Raw genomic sequence first — 22389 nt, 5'->3', positions numbered from 1 at the left:
CCGTGACTCCGCCGTCGACGGTCAGCATGGACGTCGCCTACGCGGCGTCGGCGACGCCGTCGCGCAGCGCGGCGACCGCGACGACCGCGGTGACCGCGGTGACCGGGCCGCGGGTCTTCAACAGGTGCGGCAGCGCGGTGCGCAGCAGCAGGAAGGGCCCGGTGAGGTTGGTGCGCAGGACGGTCAGGACGGTGTCCCCGTCCTCGACGGAGATGTCGCCGACCGCGCCGCTGCGCCCGACCCGGCACTGAGCACGAGCCCCTCGACGCGGCCGTACACCTCGACGGCCGCGGCGACGAGTCCGGCGACCGCCTCGGGGTCGCCCGCGTCCGCGGGGTGGGCCAACGCCCCTGCCCCTTCGGCGAGTTCACGCAGCGGATCGGCGCGGCGGCCGGAGATCACCACGCGGTGACCTACGGCGCGCAGCTGCCGCGCGGTGGCGGCACCGATGCCGGTTCCGCCGCCCGTGACGATGACGACTCAGCTCTCCGTCAAGTCTGTTCAGCCTCCGAACGCGGTCGTGAGCGCAGGCCGCGATCATGCGGAGCGGCCTGCTCACGGCCGCGTTCGGAGGCCTGTCGGGCGGGTGCGGCTACTCGTCGATCGCCTCGCCGAACGCCGCGCCCGTGCCCGGTGCCCCCAGCGACGCGGCGCCGTAGGTCCAGGCGCCGGAACCGGTGATGCCGCCCGACCCGGCGGACAGGACCCACACCACGCCGTCCCCGGCGTTCTCACCGGGCGCGGCGGCGAGAAGCCCGAAGCGGCCGTCGCGGTTCGGGTCCGTGAGCCGTACCTGCGCGCCCCACTTGTCGCCCTTCTCGGGCACGCCGGGGATGTCCGCGGAGTCCTGGTCGAAGGACTTCGCGCCGGTCGCCGTCAGGCCGTACTCCCCGCCGCGCAGCACCCAGACGGCGCCCGCGTCGGCGACCGTGCCGATGTCCTCGCCCGGCGCGCCGATCGCGACGTCCGCGTAGCCGTCGCCGTTGGTGTCCGCGACGGACAGGTCCGCGCCCCAGCCGTCGCCGCGCTCGGCGGTGCCGGGCACGCCCGCGGAGTCCTGGGTCCACCACTTGGCCTCGTCGACGAGGCCGTCCGGGGTGCCGTAGCGCACGCCGACCAGGCCGCCGGTCATCGTCTCGCCGCCGTCGTCCGGGGACGCGGGCTCGCCGGTCACCAGGTCGTCGTAGCCGTCGTGGTTGATGTCCCCGGAGGCCGCCGCGGGGCCGCCGCGCAGGTCGCGCTTGTAGGAGAGTCCTTCGGCGCCGCCCGTGTAGAGCGTGGACCAGCCGTGGCCCGGCTCCTCGCCCACGGACACGCCGGACACGACGAGGTCGGCGTAGCCGTTGTCGTCGTAGTCGCCCGTGGTGAGCGACTTCGGCAGGATGTGGCGCTGCTCGGCGGCCGGGGAGAGCCGCTCGACGGCCTGCCGACGCAGCGGGGCGCGCTCGCCGGTCCGCTCCCCGGTTCGCTCGCCGGCCTGCGGAGCGGCCTCGTACGCGAAGAGCTCCAGGTCGTCGCGGCCGAGTACGGCGAGCAGGTCGCCCGGCGTCTCGTTGGTGAAGTGGGCTGCGGCGAGTCCCACGCCGAACTGCTCGCCCTTGGTGGGCTCCTGGGTCTGCAGCCAGTCGCTGGCCGATCCGGTGAGCCCCGTCTTGGAGCCCCACAGGATCGCGACGCCACCGGCGTCGATCGTGTCGCCGATGTCCTCGCCGGGGATGCCGACGATCGCGTCGTCGTAGCCGTCACCGTCGAGGTCACCGGTGGCGACGGCCTTGCCGAAGCCGTCGCCCGCCTCGGCGGCGCCCGCGACACCGGCCGTCGACTGGCTGAATCTGGCGACGTCGCTGGTGCCGATGCCCCTGGTGGATCCGTACTGGACGGTGACGAGTCCCGCGCCCTTCTTGCCGCTGACCGTCGCGCCGGGGGCGCCGACCAGGACGTCTTCGTATCCGTCGCCGTTGAAGTCGCTGTTGCGGTCGTCGGCATGGGTCCCCCCAGGGGTGCCGGCGTAGGCGGAGGGGGCGGCGACGATACCGGCCCCGGTCAGCAGGAGGAACGATGCCGCGGCGAGGGCGGCCGAACGGTTCTTGCGCACGAGCGGCTCCTGTGAAGGAAAGGTGGCCGGGCAGCGCGGGGGGTGTCCGGAAAGGGCCCGTTCCTTGTCCGGCGCCCTGTTCGACACAGGATGGGGCGCGAGGGTTGTACGGGGTTCACCGATCCATGCGTACAGGGTTCACCGACCGGTGCGTACGGACATCACCGATCGGTGCGGGAGCGCGAACTCGCAGGTGCCGGGCCTCACTTCCAGCCGTACGCGTACGCCGCGACCCAGGTGACCTCCAGCTGTGCGCTGCTGCCCGGCGCCGCGCCCGGACCCTCCAGGGCGCTCTCGTTCTGCAGGACCCAGGACAGCGGCTGGTCCGGCACGCCCCGCGTGTCGTGTCCCGTCTCGCGTCCGTCGACGAAGAAACGCACGTGGCCCGGGGTCCACTCGGTGGACACGGTGTGCCACCGCGTCCACTCGTCGGCGCCGCGGAACGAGCCCTGTTCGCCGCCGCCGCAGGGGTGGTGGAAGGCGCTGAGGGGCCCGGTCCACTCGCCTTCGGGGTGGTCCATCTCGCAGCCGCCGCCGTAGTGCAGCCAGGCCGACTTGTAGCCGGGCGCCTGCTCGGTCACCTTGATGCGGGCGCTGTACTTGCCGTACTTCATCTGCATGACGGCACGTGGTACAATCGCCGCGGCGTGGACGGGCCCTCCGTCGTCGGGACGCCACATGCGGATGCGCATGCGGCCGTCGCCGTTGGCCGCAGGGCCCACGCTCACGGTGTCCTCGGGGTGGTAGACGCCGACGACGTCGCGGTCGCGGTCGCCCGCCGTGTCGCGCCAACCGGTGGGGTACGCCCACCAGTTGTCGCGGTAGGCGCCGTCGAGTCCCGCGCAGTACGCGGCGGAGGTGTCCGTGTGGTGGTCGCAGTCGCTGAACGCGCCCAGCGGCACCCGGTCCCCGTTGAAGTCCTCGGCCAGGACCTGCCAGAACGGTCCGCAGTCCCCGCGCGGCAGATCGGCGCCGGCGTCCCGGCAGGCATCCGCCGACACCGGGGCTCCTCCTGCGCTGGGGATGCACAGCAGGGCGGCGAACAGCGCCGCCCCGAGCGTTCCGACCACGACCGGACGTCTGCGCCGCCGACCCGTCGCCGCGTGTGATCCCATCGCGCCGCCTCCGCTCCACGAGGACGCCCCACAGGATGGGGTCATCCTCGTGGAGCGCGCGGCGCCCCGCCAGGGGCCGGGGCCATCCGGCGCCCGTCGTGTCCGCTACAGCCTCGCGGCCAACAGCTCCTTGGTGTAGAGCTCTTGGGGATTGTCGAAGACGTCGTCCCGCGTGCCGGTCTCGACGATCTCGCCGTGACGCATCACCGCGATGCGGTCGCACAGATGGCGTACGACGGCGAGGTCGTGCGAGACGAACAGGAGCGAGAGCCCGAGCTCGTCCCGCAGGTCCATCAGGAGATTGAGGACCTGCGCCTGTACCGACACATCGAGGGCGGAGACCGGTTCGTCGGCGATGATCAGGCGCGGGCGGGGTGCAAGGGCCCGTGCGATGCCGATGCGCTGGCGCTGGCCGCCGGAGAACTCGTGCGGGTAGCGCGGCAGATGGGCGGTGTCCAGGCCGACCTGTTCGAGGAGCTCGGCGGCCCGTTCGCGGCGCTCCGCGCGGCTCATGTCCGTGTGCACCCGCAGGGGCGTGGTGACGATCTCCTCCACGGTCCGGCGCGGGTTGAGCGAGGCGTACGGGTCCTGGAAGACCAGCTGGACCTCGCGGCTGAGCGTGCGGCGCAGGGCGGTGTCCTCGGCGGCACGCGAGATGTCACGGCCGTCGAAACGGACGGTGCCGCCGGTCGGCTTCCGCAGCCCCGCGAGGACGCGGGCGGTGGTGGACTTCCCTGACCCGGACTCCCCGACGAGCCCGAGCGTCTCCCCCTCCGCGACGCTCAGGCTCACCCCCCGCACGGCGTGCGTACCGGGGCGCCGCCGCCCGAGCAGAGACCTCCCGGAGCCGAACTCGACGTGCAGGTCGGCCACTTCGGCGAGCGGCTCCACAGGCGCGCCGGTCGCGTGGGGTCCCACAGGCGCGCCGGTCACGCGGGATCCCGCAGCCGCACCGGTCACGCGGGGCCCGTCCGCCGCTCCCCACACCCGTGCGTTCGTACGGGCCTCCGGCTCCGGGTCGTCCACCGTCGGGAGGCGGGTGCCCGGCACCGTGTCCAGCGACGGGGCCGCGCCGATGAGGGCCCGGGTGTAGGGGTGCTCGGCCTCGGTGAGGAGTCGGTGCGTGGGTCCCGCCTCCACCACGTGGCCGTGGCGCATGACCAGCATGCGGTCGGTGGCGGCGGCGACCATGTCGACGTCGTGCGTCACCAGGACCACGGCGGTGCCGAACTCGCGCTGCAACTCCGCGAGGACGTCGAGGACTTGGCGCTGGACACGCGCGTCGAGCGCCGTGGTCGGCTCGTCGGCGATCAGCACGTCGGGGTGGTTGATCAGCGCCATGGCGATCATCACGCGCTGGCGCATCCCGCCGGAGAACTGGTGCGGGTAGTCACGGGCGCGGGCGGCCGCGATGCCGACCCGCTCCAGCATCTCCACGACCCTGGCCCGCACCTGGCCCCGGCCCGCCCCCCTGTGGTGCAGCCGGTACGCCTCGGCGAGCTGGTCGCCCACGGTGTGGAAGGGCGAGAGCGAGGCGAGGGCGTCCTGGAACACCATCGCGATGCGCCCGCCCCGCAGCGCCTTCAGCTCGGCCTCGCTCGCGCCGACGACAGCGGTGCCGCCGACCTCGACGGTGCCCCTGACGGTCGTACGCGCGGGATCGTGCAGCCCCATCGCGGCGAGCCCCACGGTGGACTTCCCCGATCCCGACTCCCCCACCAGGCCGAGGACTTCGCCCCGCGCCAGGTCGAAGGAGACGCCCTCGGCGGCGGTGACGGTACCGCGCGGCCCGGTGAAGGACACGGTCAGGTCGCGTACGTCCAGCACGACTTCCCGCCGCGTCGCGTCAAGGACGGCTTCTCGCTGCGTCATGCCAGCCTCACCCTCGGATCGAGCCAGGCCACGACCAGGTCGGCGACGGCCACGAACACCACCACGAAGAACGCGGCGATCAGTACGGTGCCGACGACCGTCGGCAGGTCGTTCTGGGTGACCGCGTCGACGGCGAGCTTGCCGACCCCGCTGAGCCCGAAGACCGTCTCGGTGATGAACGCGCCGCCGAGCAGCGCCCCGACCTCCAGTCCGAGGAGCTGCACGATCGGTGCGGCGGCCCCGCGCGCCGTGTACTTCAGATGGGTGCGCAGGACGCCGAGCCCCTTGCCGCGCGCGGTGCGCACGTACCCCTCGTGCATCACCTCGAGGAGCTGGGCGCGGGAGAGCCGGGCGAACACGGCCGCGTTGACGAACCCGAGCACCAGGCAGGGCAGCAGCAGCCCCGAGAGCCAGGCCGCAGGATCCTCGCCCGGCGGGGTGTAGCCGGGCAGCGGCAGCCAGCCCGTGGAGTACACGAGGAGGTACTGCAGCGCGTAGCCGAGGAAGTAGATCTGCACGCTGGCGCCGATCAGGGTGAAGCCGGACAGGAACCGGTCACCGAGGCTGCCCCGGCGCAGTGCGGAGACGAAGCCCGCCCCGATGCCCGCCACGAGGATGACGACGAGCGCGCCGCCGGCCAGCGACAGCGTGACCGGGAAGCGGCTCGTGATCGCGGAGAGCACCGGCTCGTGCAGCGTGTACGAGTAGCCGAGGCACGGCGCGCCGCAGGCGATGGCGCTGCCGTCGACGTCGGTGATGGTGCGGCCCGCGACCAGGCCGCGCAGATAGTCGGCGTACTGGGTGAGGATCGGCTGGTCCAGGCCCATGCTGTGGCGCACGGCCGCGATCTGCGTGGCGTCGCACTTGGGCCCGCAGGCGATCGTCGCCGGGTCGGACGGTGCCGCGTAGAAGAGGGCGAAGGCGGTGGCGGAGATGGCGAACAGCACCGCCACCGCCTGAAGGCCGCGCCTCGTCAGATAGGTGAGCATGGGTCAGGACTTCTTCAGGTACAGCCAGGCGGGGCTGATGGTGCCGTAGATGGGGTGGATGAAGGCACCGCCGACGTTCTCGCCACGGGCCTGCTGGACGCGCTGGTGCAGGAAGGGCACGAGCGGCACGTCCTTCATGATGATGTTCTTCTCCAGCGCGACGAGGGCCTTGGCCTTCTCCGTCGCGTCGCCGATCCTGGCGATGCGGTCGAGCTCCTTGTCGACGGCCGGGTTCTTGTAGCGCGGGTCGTTGTCGAGGCTGTCGCGGCGGCTGTCGAAGCGGTAGGGGACGCCGGTGGCCGGGGTCGGCCAGTCGACCGAGCTGCCGGACATCCACAGGTCGTACTTCGGGTCGGCGTTGCGCGCGACCTCGTTGGTGAACGCGGGCAGCGGCATCGGCTTGGTGACCAGGGTGATGCCCGCCTTGCCGAAGGCCTCGACGAGCACCTGCGCCATCCGGTCGTTGGCGGCGGTCGCCTCGTAGGCGTAACTCAGGCTCTTGACCGGCTTCTCGGCCTTGGCGAGGTGCTCCTTGGCCTTCTTGATGTCGCCGGTCGGCGCGACGGGATAGATGTCGTACTTCTCGTAGCCGACGATCGCCGGTGAGGAGTACGTGGTGGCGATGTCGCCCATGCGCGGGCCGCCGAGCGCCTGCCGCGCCTGCTGGCGCGGGAAGAGGTAGTGGATGGCCTTGCGGACCTCGGGGTCGGCGACCCGGTCGTTCCTGGCCACCAGGTGGTACGTGAAGGCGCCGCGCCGCCCGTCGACGACGAGGTCCTTCTTCTTCGGGTCGCGGGTGGCCTCGCCGTACAGCTCGGGCGGCAGTTCGTTCTTGGTGGTGACGGTGTTCGCGCCGTCGCCGCGCCCGTTGAGGATCTCCTGGGCGGTGTTGAGCTCCTTCTTCTCGAAGGTGAACTCGAACTTGTCGGCGTACTGGTGGCGGATCGGGTCGGTCTCCGCCTTCCAGTGCGGGTTCCGCTCCAGGGTCATGCTCTGGTTCTGCCGGTGCTCGACGATGCGGTACGGGCCGGTCGCGAAGGGCTTGAGGTCGTACTTCGCGCCGGTGTCCTTGTCCGGGCGCACGGGCGAGGAGGAGGACTGCGCCGCCATGAACGGCACGTCGGACTGCGGCTTCTTGAAGTGGAAGACGATGGTCTTGTCGTCCGGCGTCTCGATGCCCTTGAAGTCGCCGTCCTTCTTGGGTCCGCCGTAGACCTTGCGGGCCTGGGCGAGGTCCTGCTTGCCCGTGAGCCACTGCGGCCAGTAGGGCGGGCCGAGTTCGAAGCCGGGCGCGAAGGTGCGCTCGATGCCGTACTTGATGTGCTTCGAGGTGATCGGCTTGCCGTCCTCCCAGGCGATGCCGTCCTTGAGCCTGTACGTCCAGGTGCGGCTGCCGTCGGAGGGCTTGCCGGTGTCGGTGGCGAGGTCTCCGACCAACTTCGGCTTGCCGTCGACGACTTGGTACTGGGTCAGCTGGCGGCCCCACAGCAGCGAGGTGTTGTACGCCTCGCCCGCGTAGATCTTCTGCGGGTCCAGGTGCGAGTAGTCCCGGAGGTTGGCGACATGGACGGTGCCGCCGCTCTTCGCTCCCTCGACGGCGGGCGCCGGGCCCGCGCTGTCCTTGGCGGTGCCGATGCCCGCGGTGAGGTTCGCCTCCTCGCTCACCGACGGCGTGTCGTCGCCCTTCGCCCCGGCACCCGACGAGCACGAGCAGAGCACGAGCATGGCGGAGACGGCGGCGACGGCCGGCAGAGCTGCGCTGCGCGGGCTGATTCTGGGCATGACGAACTCCCTTGAAGGGGTGACGGGTTGACCTGAGAGAAATGAGCAGAAGACGGAGAGCGGGAGCTCTCAGCGGCGCGTACGAGGATCGAGCGCGTCCCGCACCGAGTCGCCGAGCAGATTGAAGGCGACGACGAAGACGAGGATCGTGACGCCGGGGAAGAACATGTACGTCGGGTCGTCGTAGAAGACCTCGGCCCCGCGGGCGATCATGCGCCCCCAGTCGGGGATCGGCTCGCTGATGCCCACGCCGAGGAAGGAGAGCGCGGCCTCGGCGGTGACGATGCCCGGCAGGGCGATGGTGATGTGCACCAGGACGGGCGCCCATACGTTGGGCAGCAGTTCGCGGAAGACGATGTGCCTGCGGCTCGCGCCCACGGCCCGCGCGGCGTCGACGAACTCCCGCTCCCGCAGGGAGCGGACGGTCGTACGCAGCATCATCGCGAGCGGCACCCAGCCGAAGGCGGCGAAGACGAGGACGAGCACGGTGAACTGCATCCACGCCGGTTCGTTCTCGCCGGGCGACACGAACCGCGTCTGGATGATCGGGCTCAGGGCGAGGAACAGCAGGAGGGTGGGGAAGGCGAGCAGGACGTTGCAGACGAAGGTGAAGGCCCGGTCGGCGAGCCCGCTCAGATAGCCGACGGTCACCCCGAGGACGACTCCGACGACGGCGATGAGCACGATCGACGCGAGGGCGACAAGGAGCGAGGTGCGTATCCCGTACAGCAATTGGGTCAGCACGTCACGGCCGAGGCCGGGCTCGATGCCGAACCAGAACTCGCCGGAGATCCCTCCGTTGGGCAGCACCGGAAGACCCTCCGCGCTGAGCAGCCCCGGCTCGTTCTGGCCGTAGTGCTCGGTGGGGTTCTTGCCGTAGAGGAGGGCGACCAGCGGCGCGCCGAGCGCGAGCACGGCGAAGAGGAGGACGACGCCCAGCGAGGCGAGGCCGAGCCGGTCCCTGCGGAACGCCTCGATGGCCACGGCGAACGGGCCACGTGGTTCCTGCGTCTGTAGGTCGGCCATGTGCTGCCGTGCTCCTGGTGCTCGTGCCCGCACCGGGTCACGGATGCGGGCCTTGAATTCGTTCCGGCGTCGCGGAAAGGGTGGTCCGCGCCTGGTTGCGGAGAATTACAACACCGCCGAAAGCGGCCCTGCCACATGCGCGGACGCCGTTCACGGCGAACGTGTTCGGTACGTTTCGGGAGCCTTTCGCGGGGACGGGAATTGTTCATGAAGCGGCAACAGCGGTCGGAATTGTTCATGACGAACCAGGACATATGAACCATCGCCCTGCACCCACTCGTTACCTTGTGAGCTCGCCCACACCCCTTCGCATGGCAGACAGCTGGCGCACACCACCAATGATTCGAAGCTCATGAGCGGGCACTGCCTTCTCAAGCCCTTGGCATCCCGCACATGTCAGAGATGCGCCCCCGATGGCCCAGTACTCATCCTTTGCAGTGCTCTTCCTATGAAGCGCGGATCGGTTCAAAGGCTTCGGGCGCCATTCGTGCGAGCCTCCTCCACGTCTCTTTGACCATGTGAGGAGCTGATGTGCACGTGACCTTCCCCTCCCTCGTCCATTCCGGGATGAGGTACCTCTGTCTCCTCGGCATGGTGGCCGGCTCCGGTCTGTCCGCCACCCCTGCCCTCGCGCACACCTCCCCGGGGCCGGGCCCGGCCCCCGCCAAACCCGCCAACTCTGCCGTTGCCTCTGCCCTCGCCAAGCCGCTGCCGGGCGGACTCGGCCCGTGCGTCCCGGGCAACTGCCCGAGCGGCGGCTATCCGCCGATCAACAACGGGTCGATCCAGTACCGCGACAACGCCATCAACGTGTACGTCGGCCAGGACTTCCTCGTCCGCGAGAAGGCCGCGGAGGCCGAGGGCCGCGTCGTCGTCCTCGGCGACTTCGACCAGGACAAGGCCGACGGCGTCAGCGGGATCTACAACGTGGGCGAGGCGGGCGTGGGCTCGCGGGTCACCCCTGATGAGGGGGCGGACTGGCTCACCACCGGGGGCGACGTCACCATCGCCACGGGCGAGCGGCTGCTCGCCGAGAAGGGCGTGGTGCGGCACGCCGGTACCGCGTCCGGCACGATCGTCAGCACCGTGACCCAGGACGACAACGCCGCCACCCCCTATGTCCCGCTGCGCGACCAGCTGACCGAGGCCAGCCAGTGCTACGCCCACCCGACGGGCGGCTCCAGCACGCGCCCGCCCACCGGCACGGCCGTCCACGCCGGCGGCGAGACCCTGTTCACCGGTGACGGCACGTCCAAGATCCAGGTCTTCAACGTGGACTTCGACCTGATGGGCGGCTCCGGCGGCCAGGAGGGCATCCGCTTCGAGAACATCCCCGACGACGCCACGGTCCTGGTCAACATCCTCGGCACCAACCGCACCATCAACACCTACAGCGGCACCATCGACGACAGCAGCCAGCTCAACAAGATGCGCAGCCGGCTGCTGTGGAACTTCCCCGACGCCACGTCAGTCGAGATCAAGGGGACGGGCCAGTTCCAGGGCAGCGTCCTGATCGGCAACCAGGGCTCGATGGCCACGGTCAGCGTGCCCGGCATGAACGGCCGCTTCTTCACGACCGGTTCGCTCACCCACACCAGCGCGTCGGGGGGCGGCGGCGGTCAGGAGTTCCACAACTACCCCTTCGAGGGGGACCTGCCCGACTGTGCCATCGCGCCCACCGAGGGCGAGGTCAAGGTCGTCAAGACCGACGAGGACGGCGGCAAGCCGCTCGCGGGCGCCGAATTCGAGCTGTGGCAGGAGACCAACGGCGTCGACGGCCTGCAGACCGACGGCGACGATCCGGACACGAAGATCGGCAGCCCCTGCACCACCGACACCCCCGGCGAGTGCGTCCAGACCGTGCCCCTCGGCACGTACTACTGGCGCGAGACCAAGGCCCCGAACGGCTACGACCTGCCCGACCCCGCGGTCTTCGGCCCCCTTGAGCTGACCGAGGCCAACGCCGACAAGGGCGTCTCGGTCACCGCCACCAACAAGAAGAAGCCGGTCGTCGTCAAGGGCGACGTCACCGTCGTCAAGAAGGACAAGGACACCGGAGCCCCGCTGCCCGGCGCCGTCTTCCAGCTGTGGCACGAGACCAACGGCGTCGACGGCCTCCAGCAGGACGGAGCCGACCCCGACACCGCCACCGGCGCACCCTGCACGACGACCGCCACGGGCGTCTGCCGCAAGAACGTCGAGACCGGCACCTACTACTGGGTCGAGACCAAAGCCCCCAACGGCTACGACCTGCCCGACCCCGCGGTCTTCGGCCCCCTTGAGCTGACCGAGGCCAACGCCGACAAGGGCGTCTCGGTCACCGCCACCAACAAGAAGAAGCCGGTCGTCGTCAAGGGCGACGTCACCGTCGTCAAGAAGGACAAGGACACCGGAGCCCCGCTGCCCGGCGCCGTCTTCCAGCTGTGGCACGAGACCAACGGCGTCGACGGCCTCCAGCAGGACGGAGCCGACCCCGACACCGCCACCGGCACGCCCTGCACGACGACCGCCACCGGTGTGTGCCGCAAGAACGTCGGCATCGGCACGTACTACTGGGTCGAGACCAAGGCCCCCAACGGCTACGACCTGCCCCTGCAACCGGTCTTCGGCCCCCTCGTCCTGACCGCGGCGAACGCCTCGAAGGGCGTCTCTGTCGAGGCGCGCAACACGATGCAGCGCCACCCGGGCGTCACAGGTGAACTCACGGTCGACAAGCGGGACAAGAAGACGGGCAAGCCGTTGTCCGGTGCCGTCTTCCAGCTGTGGTGGGACAACAACGGCACGCCGGGCCTCCAGACGTCCGGCGCCCGTCGCGACACCCTTGTCGACCCGGGCTGCGCCACGGACGGCCGGGGCCGGTGCGAGTTCCGCGACCTGAAGCTCGGCTCGTACTACCTCAAGGAGACGGCTGTTCCCGACGGTTACGTCCTGCCGAAGAACACCGTGAGCGGCCCGCACAAGGTCACCGCGGGCAACGCGGCCAAGGGCGTCACGGTGAAGCTCACCAACCAGCGCGGCGGAGGCAAGAAGGGCAAGTAAACGCCCCACCGCTCCACTCCGGGCACGGTCGGCGTCAGCCGCCCGTGCCCGGCTTCGTTCCCCAGATGTAGAGGCGGTCGCCCTTCTTCAACAGGGCGTAGAGCCGCTTGGCGTCCCCCACGGCCAGGTTGACGCATCCGCCGGAGCCGGAGGAGAACAGGTCGTGGCGGGTGCCGTGGAGGGCCTGACCGCCGTTGAAGAACTGCGCGTACGGCATGGGGACGTTGTAGATCGTGGAGAAGTGATCACGGTTCTTCCAGTAGATCCGCTGCCAGCCGCGCCGGGTCTCCAGACCGTCCCTGCCCGTGCGGATCGGCACGGGGTCGAAGACGAGCCTGCGGCCCTTTTGCACCCACAGGATCTGCCGGGTCAGGTCCACGCAGGTGACCCGGTAGGACTTCACGGGGCAGCCGCGCCTGGCCCCGGGGTCGCGCCGGACGCGGTCGGCGACGACCAGTCGGTAGGTGCGCAGGGAGGCCCTGCCGTCCGCGGGCTGGATCCGCAGCCGCTGCTGCAGCCGCCGGATCGCGACGCAGTCGGCGGCGGACTGCCGGCCGTCGACCGGGAGGCGCAGTTCGCGCTCCAGCTCGCGTTGGTAGGGGGCGGTACCCGCCCTGCACGGTGGTTCGGCGGTTCCGGCCGGTTCGGGGGCCGCCATCGCCTGCGACGACGGAACGGCCAGGGACAGGGCGGCGATCGACGGGATGAGCCAGCGCATCGCCCCAGCTTCGCCGCTGGGCACCGCGGCACCCGGCGACACGGCCCGACAATCCCACGATCGGTCCATGCGCGAGCCCCCGCGGCTGTCTCGCAACCCTGTTGCAACGTGCCGAGGCGAAGGATCGGCGCATGGACCGCCATGAGACGAACATGGACCGCCTCGAGACGAACGCCGACACCGCGCGCGTGGAGCTGACCCCCGCCGCCGCCGAACTCGTACGGCGGCTTCGCCGGGCGCACGGGCCGCTCATGTTCCACCAGTCCGGCGGCTGCTGCGACGGCAGCGCGCCCATGTGCTATCCGGACGGCGAGTTCCGCACCGGCGACTCCGACGTGTGCCTCGCCTCGCTGACGGTCGAGGGGGTGGCGGAGCCCGTCGCGTTCTGGATGTCGAAGAGCCAGTACGCGGTGTGGAGCCACACCCGGCTGATCGTGGACGTCGTGCCGGGGCGGGGCAGCGGCTTCTCCCTGGAGGCACCCGAAGGCGTACGTTTCCTCATCCGTTCCCGGGTGGTCGGAACATAGCCACCACACCCTGGTGAACTCCCCTGGCCGCTGGGACAGTTGGGTGGCCAAGCCGACCCCAGGGGGGATCTGTGACACGGCACGAGCAACGCAGTGGACGGTTCGGACGGTTCAGAGCGGCCTGCACGCTCGTCACCGCGCTCGGCACGCTGGCCGGTGCCGCTCTTGTGGGAGCGGTGCCGGCCAGCGGCGCTGTCGGGGACGCCGAGCGGTCGGCGGTCACCGAGATCGCGCCCGGCGTGGAGTACCGCTACTTCGACATACCCGCGTCGCGCGGCACGGCCCGCGCCCACGTCCTCGACGTGGACCTGCGTGACCCGCGCACGAGTGTGGACCTGCTGTATCCCGGCAAGGTCGCGGCACGCGCCCCCGTCTCCGCGCTCGCGGACGGGGCCGGTGCCGTCGGCGGGATCAACGGCGACTTCTTCAACATCACCGAGACCCAGCATCCCGGCGTCGAGGCGACCGGCGCGGCCGTCGGCCCGGCGATAGCGAGCGGTCACGCGCTCAAGGCCGCCGTTCCCGACGGTCAGCGCTTCGGGCCCGCGATGCCGCCGGGCGTGACCACGCGGGCGGTCCTCGGCGTCGGCTACGACCGCAGGGCGCGCCTGGACGACATCGCCCTGGACGGGCAGATACGCACCCGGGACTCCCGGCTTCCGCTGGGCGGCCTCAACCAGTACGCGCTGCCGGTGGGTTCCGTCGGCGCGTTCACCGACGACTGGGGTTCCGTCTCACGGGTGCGCGCGACCTGCGGCACGGACACCAACCGGGGCGCGCCGTGCAGCACGGACACCGCCGAGGTGACGGTCCGCCACGGGCACGTCGTGGCGATGGCCGACACGCCCGGCAGCGGTCCGATAGCCCGCGACACCACGGTCCTGGTCGGCCGCGAGGCGGGCGCGCAGGAGCTGCGGAAGCTGTCGCCGGGTGACCGGGTGCAGGTCAGGCACCGTCTGGTGGCGGCCGATTCACGCATACCGTTCCGCTTCGCGCTCGGTGGCTACCCCGTGCTGCGGGGCGGCGTTCCGCTGCCCGGACTCGATCCCACCGTCGCGGCGGTGCGGACCGCGGCCGGGATATCCGACGACGGCCGCCGCCTGCTGCTGCTCTCGCTCGACGGCTCCCCGGAGTTCCGGACGGGCCTGACGATCGCCGAAGTCGCCGAGACGCTCCGGGGGTTGGGCGCCAGGGACGGCTTCAGCCTGGACGGCGGCGGATCGTCGACCCTGGTCTCCGCCACGGCCACGCTGGTGGCGCGGGCGCCGGGAGCCGATGCCGTGACCGTGCGCAACAACCCCAGTGGCGGGGCGGAGCGCCCGGTGCCGAACGGCATCGGCGTGTTCTCCTGGACGTAGGACCCGCTCACTCCGTGTCGCGCACCGCCACGAGTCCGTTGAAGACGCCCACATAGGCCGTCCCGTCGGGCCCCAGCGTCACGGGCGCCCAGTTGTTGTCGTACGCGATGCCCGTACCGGCGAGCCGCTTCCACAAGGTGTCGCCGGTACGGAAGTCGACCGCCGTGAGGTACCAGGCGTCGATGCCGAGGCTGTTGGGCTCCTTCGTGTAGAAGTACAACAGGCCGCCCGCGGTGGAGAGTTTGGGCACGGTCGACGGGGCGCGCTCGTCGCTCTCCCACGCCGTGTCGCAGCCGCTGCCGTCCTCGCGTACGTCGATCCTGCTGACGCCGCCGACGACGGTGCGGCCGAAGGTGAGCGAGGTGATGTTCTCGTAGCCGTAGTTGTTCTCGACGACGATACTGTCGCCCCAGGTGATCAGGGAGTTGTCGGTGGTGGACGCGCCGGAGCCGAAGACGGGGACCTTGCACACGAGGCGCTTGTCGTCCGGCACGTCGGCGCCGCGCCGGTAGACGAGGACGTTCATGCGGTCGTCGGCGTTGTCGGTGATCGCCACGTACGCGTCGCGCTCACCGAAGAGGTCGGGAGTGGTGCCCGAACCCTGGTTCACCGAACCGGGTTTGGTGCCGGTGCCGCGGTCGTAGGTCTGGCGCCAGACGGCCTTCGGGGTGCCGTCCGCCGCGGCCTCGAAGCTGTAGAGGGCATGGTCGGAGACGATCGACACACCGTCCTCGGCGACGGAGAACGAGTTCTGGATCTCCTCGCCCTCCAGCCTGATGGAGCGGATGTCACCGGACTTCGGGTCGACGGTGCCGATGCGGCCCTGCCGGGTCACCCACCAGATGCGCCCCTCCCAGTCAGGCATCACGGAGGTGACCGGGTCGCACTCGCCGCTCGGATGGAGGTTGGTCCAGCTCATGCAGTCGTGCGGGACGTGCGCGGTCAGGTCCCACTCCTTGTCGACGACGAAGCGCCAACTGCCGTCCGCCGCCTGCTCGTGGGCGAGCCGGACGATGTGCTGGCGGGAGTCGGCGAGGACGAGCCGGTCCTTGTTGTCCAGGTACGAATAGGCGCCGCCCGACGTGTCCTTGAAGATCTTGGAGAAGTCGAGGCGCGTGATGGCCTCGACGGTCGAGGGGCGCTGCGGCAGCTTGTACTCGGCGAGCGTGTCGAGGCTCTTCGGGTCGAGCAGCTTGACCAGGAAGCCCGTGAAGGTGCCGCACACGGTGACGATGCGGCCGTCGCGGTCGAAGGTGACCGTGGCGCACTCGCCGCCGAGCGCCGCCATCTTCTCGCTGTCGACCGCGGGCTTCTTCCCGAGCGGTCCGCTCCAGGGGTACGTGCCGCTGCCCGCGGCGTCGGCGTGCATGCCGCTGCGGCCGTTGGCGGCGAGGAAGGGGTGCTGGGGCGGCGGAGTGCCGGGCAGCGGTCGGGCATCGGCGGGCGCGCCCTCGTAGCTGTCGACGAGCCGGTGGCCGGGGGCCTTGGGGATGTCGTCGGCGTACGCGGGGCCCGCGAGGGACACCGTCAGGGCCACGGCGGTGGCACAGGTGAGGCGGCGCAGTCTGCTGGACATGCGCCGAAGCTAGGGCCGCCCTCTTGAAGTGTCCATGAAATGGCGTCAGTTGTTCACGAAGCCGCAAAGAACGATCACGGCCGGGTCCCGGCGGGCGCAACGGTCACGGCTGGAGCCCGCTGACGATGTCGGCGGTGGCGCTCAGGCCGTCGCGGATGGTGGGCGCCACGCTCGTGCTCGCCAGATGGAAGCCCAGCAGCGCGCAGACCACGGCATGGGAGGTCTTCAGCGCTCCGTTGCGCAGGAACACCACTGCAAGAATCAGGAGCAGCAGCACCACAGAGATCGAAACGGCCATGGGAAGTACCTCCTCCGCCACGCGACACCGCGGCTTTCGGCCGTCAGTGTGGCGTGGCGGAGGGCGCGTCCGGGCGTCAGACCTGTGCTCCGAACGGGTTCTGTGCACGCGGGCGTTGATCGGCGGACATCACCTGTCGTGGGCGTCGAGGAAGGCCTCGAGCCCGGCGAGGTCGTCGGTGTTGAGATGGTCGACGCCGGCGGCGAGGAGCTCGCCCCAGACCGCGTCACGCTGGGGGCCCGGCAGATCGGGCGTCGCCCAGAACCGGACCCGCTGCCCGCGCTTGTGGGCGCGCGAGACGATGCCGCGCAGCTTCTCGCGCTCGGCCGCCGGGATCGGACCCGTGCCCTGCCAGCTGAAGTTGAGGGACCAGTTGTCGCTGATCAGCGGGATGAGCGAGGCGGGCGCCGCGGTGCCGAGGTCGGCGAGACGCCCGTCGTAGAAGGCGTGCCGCACCCGCTGCGCCTCCATCGGGGCACGGGCCGCGCGGTCACCGGAGACGACAGCGGTGACGGCGCCGCGGCGCACCTTCCCGTAGGCGTACGACGTGAACAGATGCCGGAAGGGCCGCAGATGACGATGCAGCTCGGCGTACGTCGACGCGCCCTCGGTCTTGATGTCGACGAGCAACTGGAAGGGGATGCGGTGGTAACCGCGGTACACGGACCCGTGGTTGGCGCGTATCCGCGCGGCCAACGGCTCCAGATAGAGCGACTCAAGGGTACGGCTGGGGTCGAGGTCCACCGGATCGTGAGCGACCAGGAGTTGCCCGTCGACGAGGAAGATGTCGGCCTCGACGCTGCCGAACCGATGGTCGAGCGCGTCGAAGAGGGGCCGGGGGTGTTCGTAGTCGTTGTGGGCATGGGCGCGGATCAACGGCTTGGGGTGGTGCCCGCGCCCACTCGCATGCGCATAGGCGGGCATCGCGACGCTGCCGGCGAGAGCGGCACCGAGGGTGGTGAGGGCTCTGCGACGGGTGGTGTGAACCATGTCTGCCTCCCGGAAGGACGAGTACGGCCACAAGGCCGAGCACGACGACGGACGGAACCTCAGTGAGTATGAGGCCCCACCCATGCCAAGAAACCCACCCGGTCCAGGAGTTGGCGCTATCGACGCCCGGCGTTCACGCCCGGCCCGCGAACACCTCCGGATTGGCGCAGTGGGCCAGTGGTTCGTTGCGGAGGTAGCGGGCCACCTCGGCTGCGACGATTCGGGATGCCTTGTGTGCCACCTCCTGGCTGGCGCCCGCGATGTGGGGGGTCATGACGATGCCGGGGGTGCGCAGGAGACGGGAGTCGGTGGGGACTGGCTCCTGGGGGTAGACGTCGAAGGCGGCGCCCGCGAGTCGGCCCGCGTCCAGGGCGTCGCAGACCGCTTCGTAGTCCAGGAGGGCGCCGCGGGCGCAGTTGACGAGGACGGAGCCGCGGGGCATCCGGGCGATCTGGGCGGCGCCGATCATGTTCTTCGTCTCGTCCGTCACGCGTGCGTGCAGGGAGACGATGCGGGAGCGGGTGAGCAGTTCGTCCAGGGAGACCTGTTCGGCGATGCCGGTGAGCAACTCCGGCTTGACGTAGGGGTCGTGGACCAGGATGTTCGCGCCCATGGCCAGCAGGACCTTCGCGACGCGGCTGCCGATCGCGCCGTAGCCGATGAGGCCTACGGTGGCGCCCTCGATCTCGATGCCGCAGTTGTCGTAGTCGTAGTAATCGCCGCGCCAGACGCCCGCGCGCAGGTCGGTGTGCGTGTCGCCGACGCCGCGGGCCGCGGCGAGGAGCAGCGTGAGGGTGTGCTCGGCCGTGGCGACGGCGTTGCGTCCGGGGGCGTAGCAGACGGCGACGCCGTGCCGCGTGGCCGCCTCCAGGTTGGCGTTGACGGGACCGCCCCGGCTGATGCACATCAGCTTCAGGTCGGGGCAGTTGGCGAGAATCCGCTCGGTGAGGGGCGCCATCTGCGTGACGCAGACCTCGACGCCCTGGAGGGCCTCGATGAGCTCGTCCTCGGTACCGGAGGCTTCGATGACCTCGCCGACGGGCCCGAAGGGGGTGTGCGGCCAGGGCAGGGTGAGCTCGCGCACGTCGACGGCGTCCGCGGTGGCTGCGCGGACCTCTTCGGTGAGCAGGCGCGGGAGGACGAAGTGGTCGCCTGCGGCGAGGACGGTGGTGCTCATGAGGGTTCTTCCTTTTGTGGGTCGGGTCAGGCGGCGGGTACGGGCGCGACCGCGGCCGGCGCGTTCAGGCGCAGCAGCGACATCCGGCCCTCGCGCAGCCGCAGTTCGGTCAGGGCGCCGTTGTGGAGCGCGGGGAAGACCCGCCGGTAGTCGGCGAGCGGAATGCCCAACTCGCGGCAGAGGAGCAGGCGTACGAGGGTGGAGTGGGCGACCACGAGGACGCGGCCGTCGGGGAAGGCGTCGGCGAGGTCGACGAGGGCCGCGCTCGCCCGCTCGGCCGCCGCCCGCGGGTCCTCACCACCCGGCAGATGGTGGGCGACCGGGTCGCGCAGGAACGCGGCGAGTTCCTCGGGGAACCGTTCGCTCATCTCGTCCCTGGTCAGCCCCTCGCCACGGCCGAAGTCGATCTCCAGAAGCCGTTCGTCGACCCGTGGGACCAGGCCGAGCGCCTCCGCCGCGGGCTGCGCGGTGAGGCGTGCGCGGGTCAGCGGGGAGCTGACCACGGCGTCGATCCGCTCCCCCGCGGCCCAGGCGCCGAGCGCGGCGGCCTGCAGCAGGCCGCGCGAGGTGAGGTCCACGTCGGTGCGCCCCGCGTAGCGGTTGCCGTCGTGCCAGACGGTCTCCCCATGGCGTACGAGGATGAAGTCGGTCACTGGCCTGCCCTTTCGTGGTGATGAGTGCCGGGAGCTTCGTGGTGATGAGTGCCGGGAACTTCGTGGTGATGAGCGCCGCGAGCGCTGCCTGCGCGCTCCCTCGCGTGCGCGGCGACGGTCCCGTCCAGCCAGCCCCGTTCGACCAGCGCGTCGACAAAGGCGAGATAGACGGGCGTCCAGCGGGCCGTGCGCGCCGGGTCGGGGAAGATCTCCTCGCCGATGCGGACCATCGCGGCCGCGGCGTCCTGGACGGAGACCCCGCCGGAGGTGGCGGCGAGGACCGCCATGCCGATGGCGCCCTCGGCCTGTTCGGGGAGCCACACGGAACGGCCGAGCACGTCGGCACGGAGCCTGCTCCAGTAGCGGTTGCGGGCGCCGCCTCCGGTGAGGGTGAGCGGCCCGTCGACGGGGGCGCCGATCAGATCGAGGTAGTCGAAGCAGAGCCGCTCGACACACGCGACGCCCAGGAGGTGCGCGTGGAAGCGTTCGGCTTCGTCCACGGGCTCGCCGAGGACGAAGGGCCGTGCGTCCGAGGCACGGAAGGGGAAGCGCTCGCCGCCGGTGGAGACCAAGGGGTACGCCACCGCGTCGGAGTCGGACTCGGCCGCGAGGACGGTGAGTTCATCGAGGTCGGCGCCGGGGAACTCACGGGTGACGACGCCCGCGCCGCTGCTGGAGGCGCCGCCCGGCAGCCAGCTGTCGCCGGGGCCGCGGTGACAGTAGACGACGCCGCCCGGGTCGCGCACCAGGTGCGGGCTCATGCCCTTGAAGACGAGGGTGGTGCCGAGCACCGAGTTCCAGGCGCCCGGTGTGAGGGCGCCCGCGCCGATCTGCGCGGCGCAGCCGTCGGTCATGCCCGCGACGATCGCGGTGCCCTCGGGGATGCCGGTCGCCTCGGCGGCGTCCGCGCAGACCGTGCCGAGGACGCTTCCGGGGCGTACGACCTCGGGCAACAGGGCGTCGGGGACACCGAGTTCGGCGTATTCCTTCAGCGGCCAGCGCTCCTCGGTGAGGTGGTACCCGCTCTTCAGGGCGTGGCTGGCGTCGCTCGGCACCTGGTGCCCGGCGAGCCGCCAGGTGATCAGGTCGGGCTGGTGCAGGAGGCGGACCCCCGTGCCGGCCGCCGCGGGCTCGTGCTCCAGGAGCCAGAGCAGCTTGGGCAGCGCCCAGGACGGCTGCATGGTGCGGTAGCCGAGCTCCTGCCAGACGTCCGCGCCCGCCGCGTTGGCGCGCGCGGCCTGCTCGGCGGCGCGCCCGTCGTCGTACATGAGGCCGGGCGTCAGCGGTGTGCCGGACGCGTCGGCGAGGAGGATCGTGCCGGAGGTGCCGTCGATCGCGAGACCACGGACCCGTCCGGCGTCGATGCCGGACAGTGCCTCGCGACAGGCCTCGGCGAGTGCGTCCCACCACTGCGCCGGGTCCTGCTCGTGACGATTGCCCTCGCGGCGGCTGGTGAGCGGGCGGGACGCGGCGGCGAGCACCTGTCCCGTGGAGTCGACGGCGACGCAGCGGGCGCTCTGGGTGCCGAGGTCCAGGCCGAGCCAGACGGCGTCCGTGGGCAGTTGCTCAGGCACGGGGATCTCCTTGTTCATGCGCCGTACGAGGGTCGTGGGTCGTACGAGGGTCGTGGGTCGTACAAGGTTCACGTGCCGTACGAGGTCCCGGGACGGGACCACGGGCGGGGCCGGGGAAAGGGGCGGAGGCGGCCGCGCTCCAGCCCGCGTCGCGCGCCAGGCCCCGCCAGCTCAGGAACGACTCGTACAGTCCCGCGTAGTACGCGGACCGCTCCGGGTCGGGCTCCCAAGTGGTCCGCATCCGCACGTACTTGGCGGCGGCGCTGTGCATGCTGGACTCGGCGCCGCTGAGCACGAGGCCGGTGAGGAAGGCCCCCTTGGCGCCGAGCTCGGTGTCGCCGGAGCGGGCCGTGGGGACGCCGGTCGCGTCCGCGATGAGCGCGCACCACTCGGCGCTGTTGGCACCGCCGCCGCACAGCCGCAGCTCCGTGACCGCGGTGCGCGAGGCGACGAGCGAGTCGCGCAGGACGAGGGAGAGTCCGTCGAGGACGGCGCGGGCCAGGTCGGCCCGGGTGTGCTCCAGGGAGAGCCCCCAGAACGAGCCGCGGGCGCGCGGGTCGAGGAAGGGCGCCCGCTCGCCGGCGGGCGAGAGATAGGGCAGGAACATCAGTCCGCGGGCGCCCGGTTCGGACGTGAAGGCCAACTCGGCGAGCTCCGGCGGCCCTTCGAGGTGGAGGGTACGGGCGACCCAGCCCAGGACCTCGGCGCCGTTCAGGGTGGGGAAGGCGCGCAGGATCCGCTCGCGGCCGCGGTAGGCGATGTTGATGCCGGACGGCTCGCCGCTGGTGTCGACGTCCTTGCGGACGATCTCGGTGCAGAGGGTGGTGCCGAGGATGCCGCACGCCTGGCCCGGGTTGACGACGCCCGCGCCGCGCGCGGTGGAGGCGATGTCGTACGGCGCCATCACGACGGGAAGCCCCGCGGGCAGGCCGAGTTGGGCGGCCGCCTCGGAGGTGATCTCGCTGATGCGCTCCTGCTCGCCGAGGACCTTCGGAAGGAGGCGGGCGCAGGAGCTGAGGCCGAACAAGTCGACGATCCCGGGGTCGTAGTCGCCCGTGGCGTGGTCGAGGAAGGGCGCGGAGGCGTCGGACTCGTCGGTGGCGGTGACGCCGGTCAGGCGCAGGAACAGCCAGCCCGCGGCGGTCAGCGAGGCGGCCGAGCGGGCCAGGCGCCGCGGGTCGTGCGAGCCGAGCCAGCTGAAGATCGCGTTGGGCATGCCGCTGCAGGTGAGGGAGCCGTTGCGGCGGAAGGCCTCTTCAAGGACGCCCTCGCGCTCCCAGCGGGTGAGGATGTCCCCCGCGCGCCCGTCGGACCACAGGATCGCGGGCCCGGTGGGGCGCCCCGCGGCGTCGACGAGCCAGGCCCCGTCGCCCTGCGCGGTGAACGTCACCAGCCAGACGGGGTCGGTGACGTCGGACAGGGCGTTGCGGACGGTGTAGACGACGGCGTGCCACACGGTGTCCATGTCCTGCTCGGCCCAGCCCGGGTGGCGGCGGTCCACCTCGGTGGCGAGCCGCGAGACGGCGAGTTCGTTGCCCTGGTCGTCGAAGACGACCGACTTGATCATCGTGGTGCCGACGTCGATGGCGAGTACGGACAT

The 22389-nt window shown here is 71.3% G+C and carries 18 protein-coding genes; 3 read left to right on the top strand and 15 right to left on the bottom strand.

The genetic code is table 11. The annotated features are described in order from the left end of the window. Positions 1 to 183: 183 nt before the first annotated feature. From AB0B50_RS26495 to AB0B50_RS26465, 7 genes are all read right to left on the bottom strand, one after another. Positions 184 to 426, bottom strand: a complete 243-nt coding sequence (locus tag AB0B50_RS26495) for an SDR family oxidoreductase (protein ID WP_362336882.1) — start codon at positions 424 to 426, stop codon at positions 184 to 186. A 166-nt stretch (positions 427 to 592) separates the two neighbouring features. Further along, on the bottom strand, positions 593 to 2095 hold the full coding sequence (locus AB0B50_RS26490) for an esterase (RefSeq protein ID WP_362336767.1): 1503 nt from the start codon (positions 2093 to 2095) through the stop codon (positions 593 to 595). A gap of 203 nt (positions 2096 to 2298) precedes the next feature. Beyond that, on the bottom strand, positions 2299 to 3210 hold the full coding sequence (locus AB0B50_RS26485) for a glycoside hydrolase family 16 protein (protein WP_362336764.1): 912 nt from the start codon (positions 3208 to 3210) through the stop codon (positions 2299 to 2301). A 105-nt stretch (positions 3211 to 3315) separates the two neighbouring features. Further along, positions 3316 to 5082, bottom strand: a complete 1767-nt coding sequence (locus AB0B50_RS26480; RefSeq protein ID WP_362336761.1) for an ABC transporter ATP-binding protein — start codon at positions 5080 to 5082, stop codon at positions 3316 to 3318. Next, the gene (locus AB0B50_RS26475; RefSeq protein WP_362336758.1) at positions 5079 to 6071 is read right to left on the bottom strand and encodes an ABC transporter permease; all 993 of its coding nucleotides are present in this window, start codon (positions 6069 to 6071) and stop codon (positions 5079 to 5081) included. Before AB0B50_RS26475 ends, AB0B50_RS26480 begins: the two co-directional genes overlap by 4 nt. Before the next feature lie 3 nt (positions 6072 to 6074). Then, positions 6075 to 7853 (bottom strand): ABC transporter substrate-binding protein, encoded by a 1779-nt coding sequence (locus tag AB0B50_RS26470; RefSeq protein ID WP_362336755.1) that lies wholly within the window; start codon positions 7851 to 7853, stop codon positions 6075 to 6077. Positions 7854 to 7922: 69 nt separating this feature from the next. Then, positions 7923 to 8879 (bottom strand): ABC transporter permease, encoded by a 957-nt coding sequence (locus tag AB0B50_RS26465; protein ID WP_362336752.1) that lies wholly within the window; start codon positions 8877 to 8879, stop codon positions 7923 to 7925. A 537-nt stretch (positions 8880 to 9416) separates the two neighbouring features. Here AB0B50_RS26465 and AB0B50_RS26460 point away from each other — a divergent pair. After that, positions 9417 to 11918: a SpaA isopeptide-forming pilin-related protein gene (locus tag AB0B50_RS26460; RefSeq protein ID WP_362336749.1), complete on the top strand. Its 2502-nt coding sequence runs from the start codon at positions 9417 to 9419 to the stop codon at positions 11916 to 11918. 34 nt (positions 11919 to 11952) lie between these two features. On the opposite strand, the gene AB0B50_RS26455 is transcribed toward AB0B50_RS26460, so the two are convergent. Next, entirely contained in the window at positions 11953 to 12576 is a 624-nt protein-coding gene (locus tag AB0B50_RS26455; RefSeq protein WP_362336879.1) for a L,D-transpeptidase, read from the bottom strand. 191 nt (positions 12577 to 12767) lie between these two features. Here AB0B50_RS26455 and AB0B50_RS26450 point away from each other — a divergent pair, with 191 nt between their 5' ends. Next, complete coding sequence (locus AB0B50_RS26450; RefSeq protein WP_362336747.1) at positions 12768 to 13163, top strand: DUF779 domain-containing protein; 396 nt, start codon at positions 12768 to 12770, stop codon at positions 13161 to 13163. A 71-nt stretch (positions 13164 to 13234) separates the two neighbouring features. Then, a complete protein-coding gene (locus tag AB0B50_RS26445; protein WP_362336744.1) occupies positions 13235 to 14521 on the top strand; it encodes a phosphodiester glycosidase family protein in 1287 nt (428 codons plus the stop codon). Positions 14522 to 14528: 7 nt separating this feature from the next. Here AB0B50_RS26445 and AB0B50_RS26440 read toward each other — a convergent pair whose 3' ends face one another. From AB0B50_RS26440 to AB0B50_RS26410, 7 genes are all read right to left on the bottom strand, one after another. Then, entirely contained in the window at positions 14529 to 16097 is a 1569-nt protein-coding gene (locus AB0B50_RS26440) for a hypothetical protein (protein ID WP_362336741.1), read from the bottom strand. Between the two features lie 103 nt (positions 16098 to 16200). Then, the gene (locus tag AB0B50_RS26435) at positions 16201 to 16395 is read right to left on the bottom strand and encodes a hypothetical protein (RefSeq protein ID WP_362336738.1); all 195 of its coding nucleotides are present in this window, start codon (positions 16393 to 16395) and stop codon (positions 16201 to 16203) included. 129 nt (positions 16396 to 16524) lie between these two features. After that, the gene (locus AB0B50_RS26430; RefSeq protein ID WP_362336735.1) at positions 16525 to 17385 is read right to left on the bottom strand and encodes a phosphatidylinositol-specific phospholipase C/glycerophosphodiester phosphodiesterase family protein; all 861 of its coding nucleotides are present in this window, start codon (positions 17383 to 17385) and stop codon (positions 16525 to 16527) included. A gap of 133 nt (positions 17386 to 17518) precedes the next feature. Continuing rightward, positions 17519 to 18562: a 2-hydroxyacid dehydrogenase gene (locus AB0B50_RS26425; protein ID WP_362336732.1), complete on the bottom strand. Its 1044-nt coding sequence runs from the start codon at positions 18560 to 18562 to the stop codon at positions 17519 to 17521. A 26-nt stretch (positions 18563 to 18588) separates the two neighbouring features. Next, the gene (locus tag AB0B50_RS26420) at positions 18589 to 19215 is read right to left on the bottom strand and encodes a histidine phosphatase family protein (protein WP_362336729.1); all 627 of its coding nucleotides are present in this window, start codon (positions 19213 to 19215) and stop codon (positions 18589 to 18591) included. Beyond that, positions 19212 to 20789 (bottom strand): FGGY family carbohydrate kinase, encoded by a 1578-nt coding sequence (locus tag AB0B50_RS26415; protein ID WP_362336726.1) that lies wholly within the window; start codon positions 20787 to 20789, stop codon positions 19212 to 19214. The genes AB0B50_RS26420 and AB0B50_RS26415 overlap by 4 nt, the downstream gene beginning before the upstream one ends. Beyond that, complete coding sequence (locus tag AB0B50_RS26410) at positions 20782 to 22389, bottom strand: FGGY-family carbohydrate kinase (protein ID WP_362336723.1); 1608 nt, start codon at positions 22387 to 22389, stop codon at positions 20782 to 20784. Before AB0B50_RS26410 ends, AB0B50_RS26415 begins: the two co-directional genes overlap by 8 nt.

The organism is Streptomyces sp. NPDC041068, from assembly GCF_040647455.1.
Classification (GTDB): Bacteria; Actinomycetota; Actinomycetes; order Streptomycetales; family Streptomycetaceae; genus Streptomyces.
This window is presented reverse-complemented; position numbering and strand designations above follow the sequence as displayed.

Bases quoted from the DNA above. Each gene is read 5' to 3' on its own strand.
- AB0B50_RS26485 (WP_362336764.1), bottom strand. From the start codon at position 3,210: ATGGGATCACACGCGGCGACGGGTCGGCGGCGCAGACGTCCGGTCGTG.
- AB0B50_RS26480 (WP_362336761.1), bottom strand. From the start codon at position 5,082: ATGACGCAGCGAGAAGCCGTCCTTGACGCGACGCGGCGGGAAGTCGTG.
- AB0B50_RS26475 (WP_362336758.1), bottom strand. From the start codon at position 6,071: ATGCTCACCTATCTGACGAGGCGCGGCCTTCAGGCGGTGGCGGTGCTG.
- AB0B50_RS26470 (WP_362336755.1), bottom strand. From the start codon at position 7,853: ATGCCCAGAATCAGCCCGCGCAGCGCAGCTCTGCCGGCCGTCGCCGCC.
- AB0B50_RS26465 (WP_362336752.1), bottom strand. From the start codon at position 8,879: ATGGCCGACCTACAGACGCAGGAACCACGTGGCCCGTTCGCCGTGGCC.
- AB0B50_RS26455 (WP_362336879.1), bottom strand. From the start codon at position 12,576: ATGGCGGCCCCCGAACCGGCCGGAACCGCCGAACCACCGTGCAGGGCG.
- AB0B50_RS26450 (WP_362336747.1), top strand. From the start codon at position 12,768: ATGGACCGCCATGAGACGAACATGGACCGCCTCGAGACGAACGCCGAC.
- AB0B50_RS26440 (WP_362336741.1), bottom strand. From the start codon at position 16,097: ATGTCCAGCAGACTGCGCCGCCTCACCTGTGCCACCGCCGTGGCCCTG.
- AB0B50_RS26435 (WP_362336738.1), bottom strand. From the start codon at position 16,395: ATGGCCGTTTCGATCTCTGTGGTGCTGCTGCTCCTGATTCTTGCAGTG.
- AB0B50_RS26430 (WP_362336735.1), bottom strand. From the start codon at position 17,385: ATGGTTCACACCACCCGTCGCAGAGCCCTCACCACCCTCGGTGCCGCT.
- AB0B50_RS26425 (WP_362336732.1), bottom strand. From the start codon at position 18,562: ATGAGCACCACCGTCCTCGCCGCAGGCGACCACTTCGTCCTCCCGCGC.
- AB0B50_RS26410 (WP_362336723.1), bottom strand. From the start codon at position 22,389: ATGTCCGTACTCGCCATCGACGTCGGCACCACGATGATCAAGTCGGTC.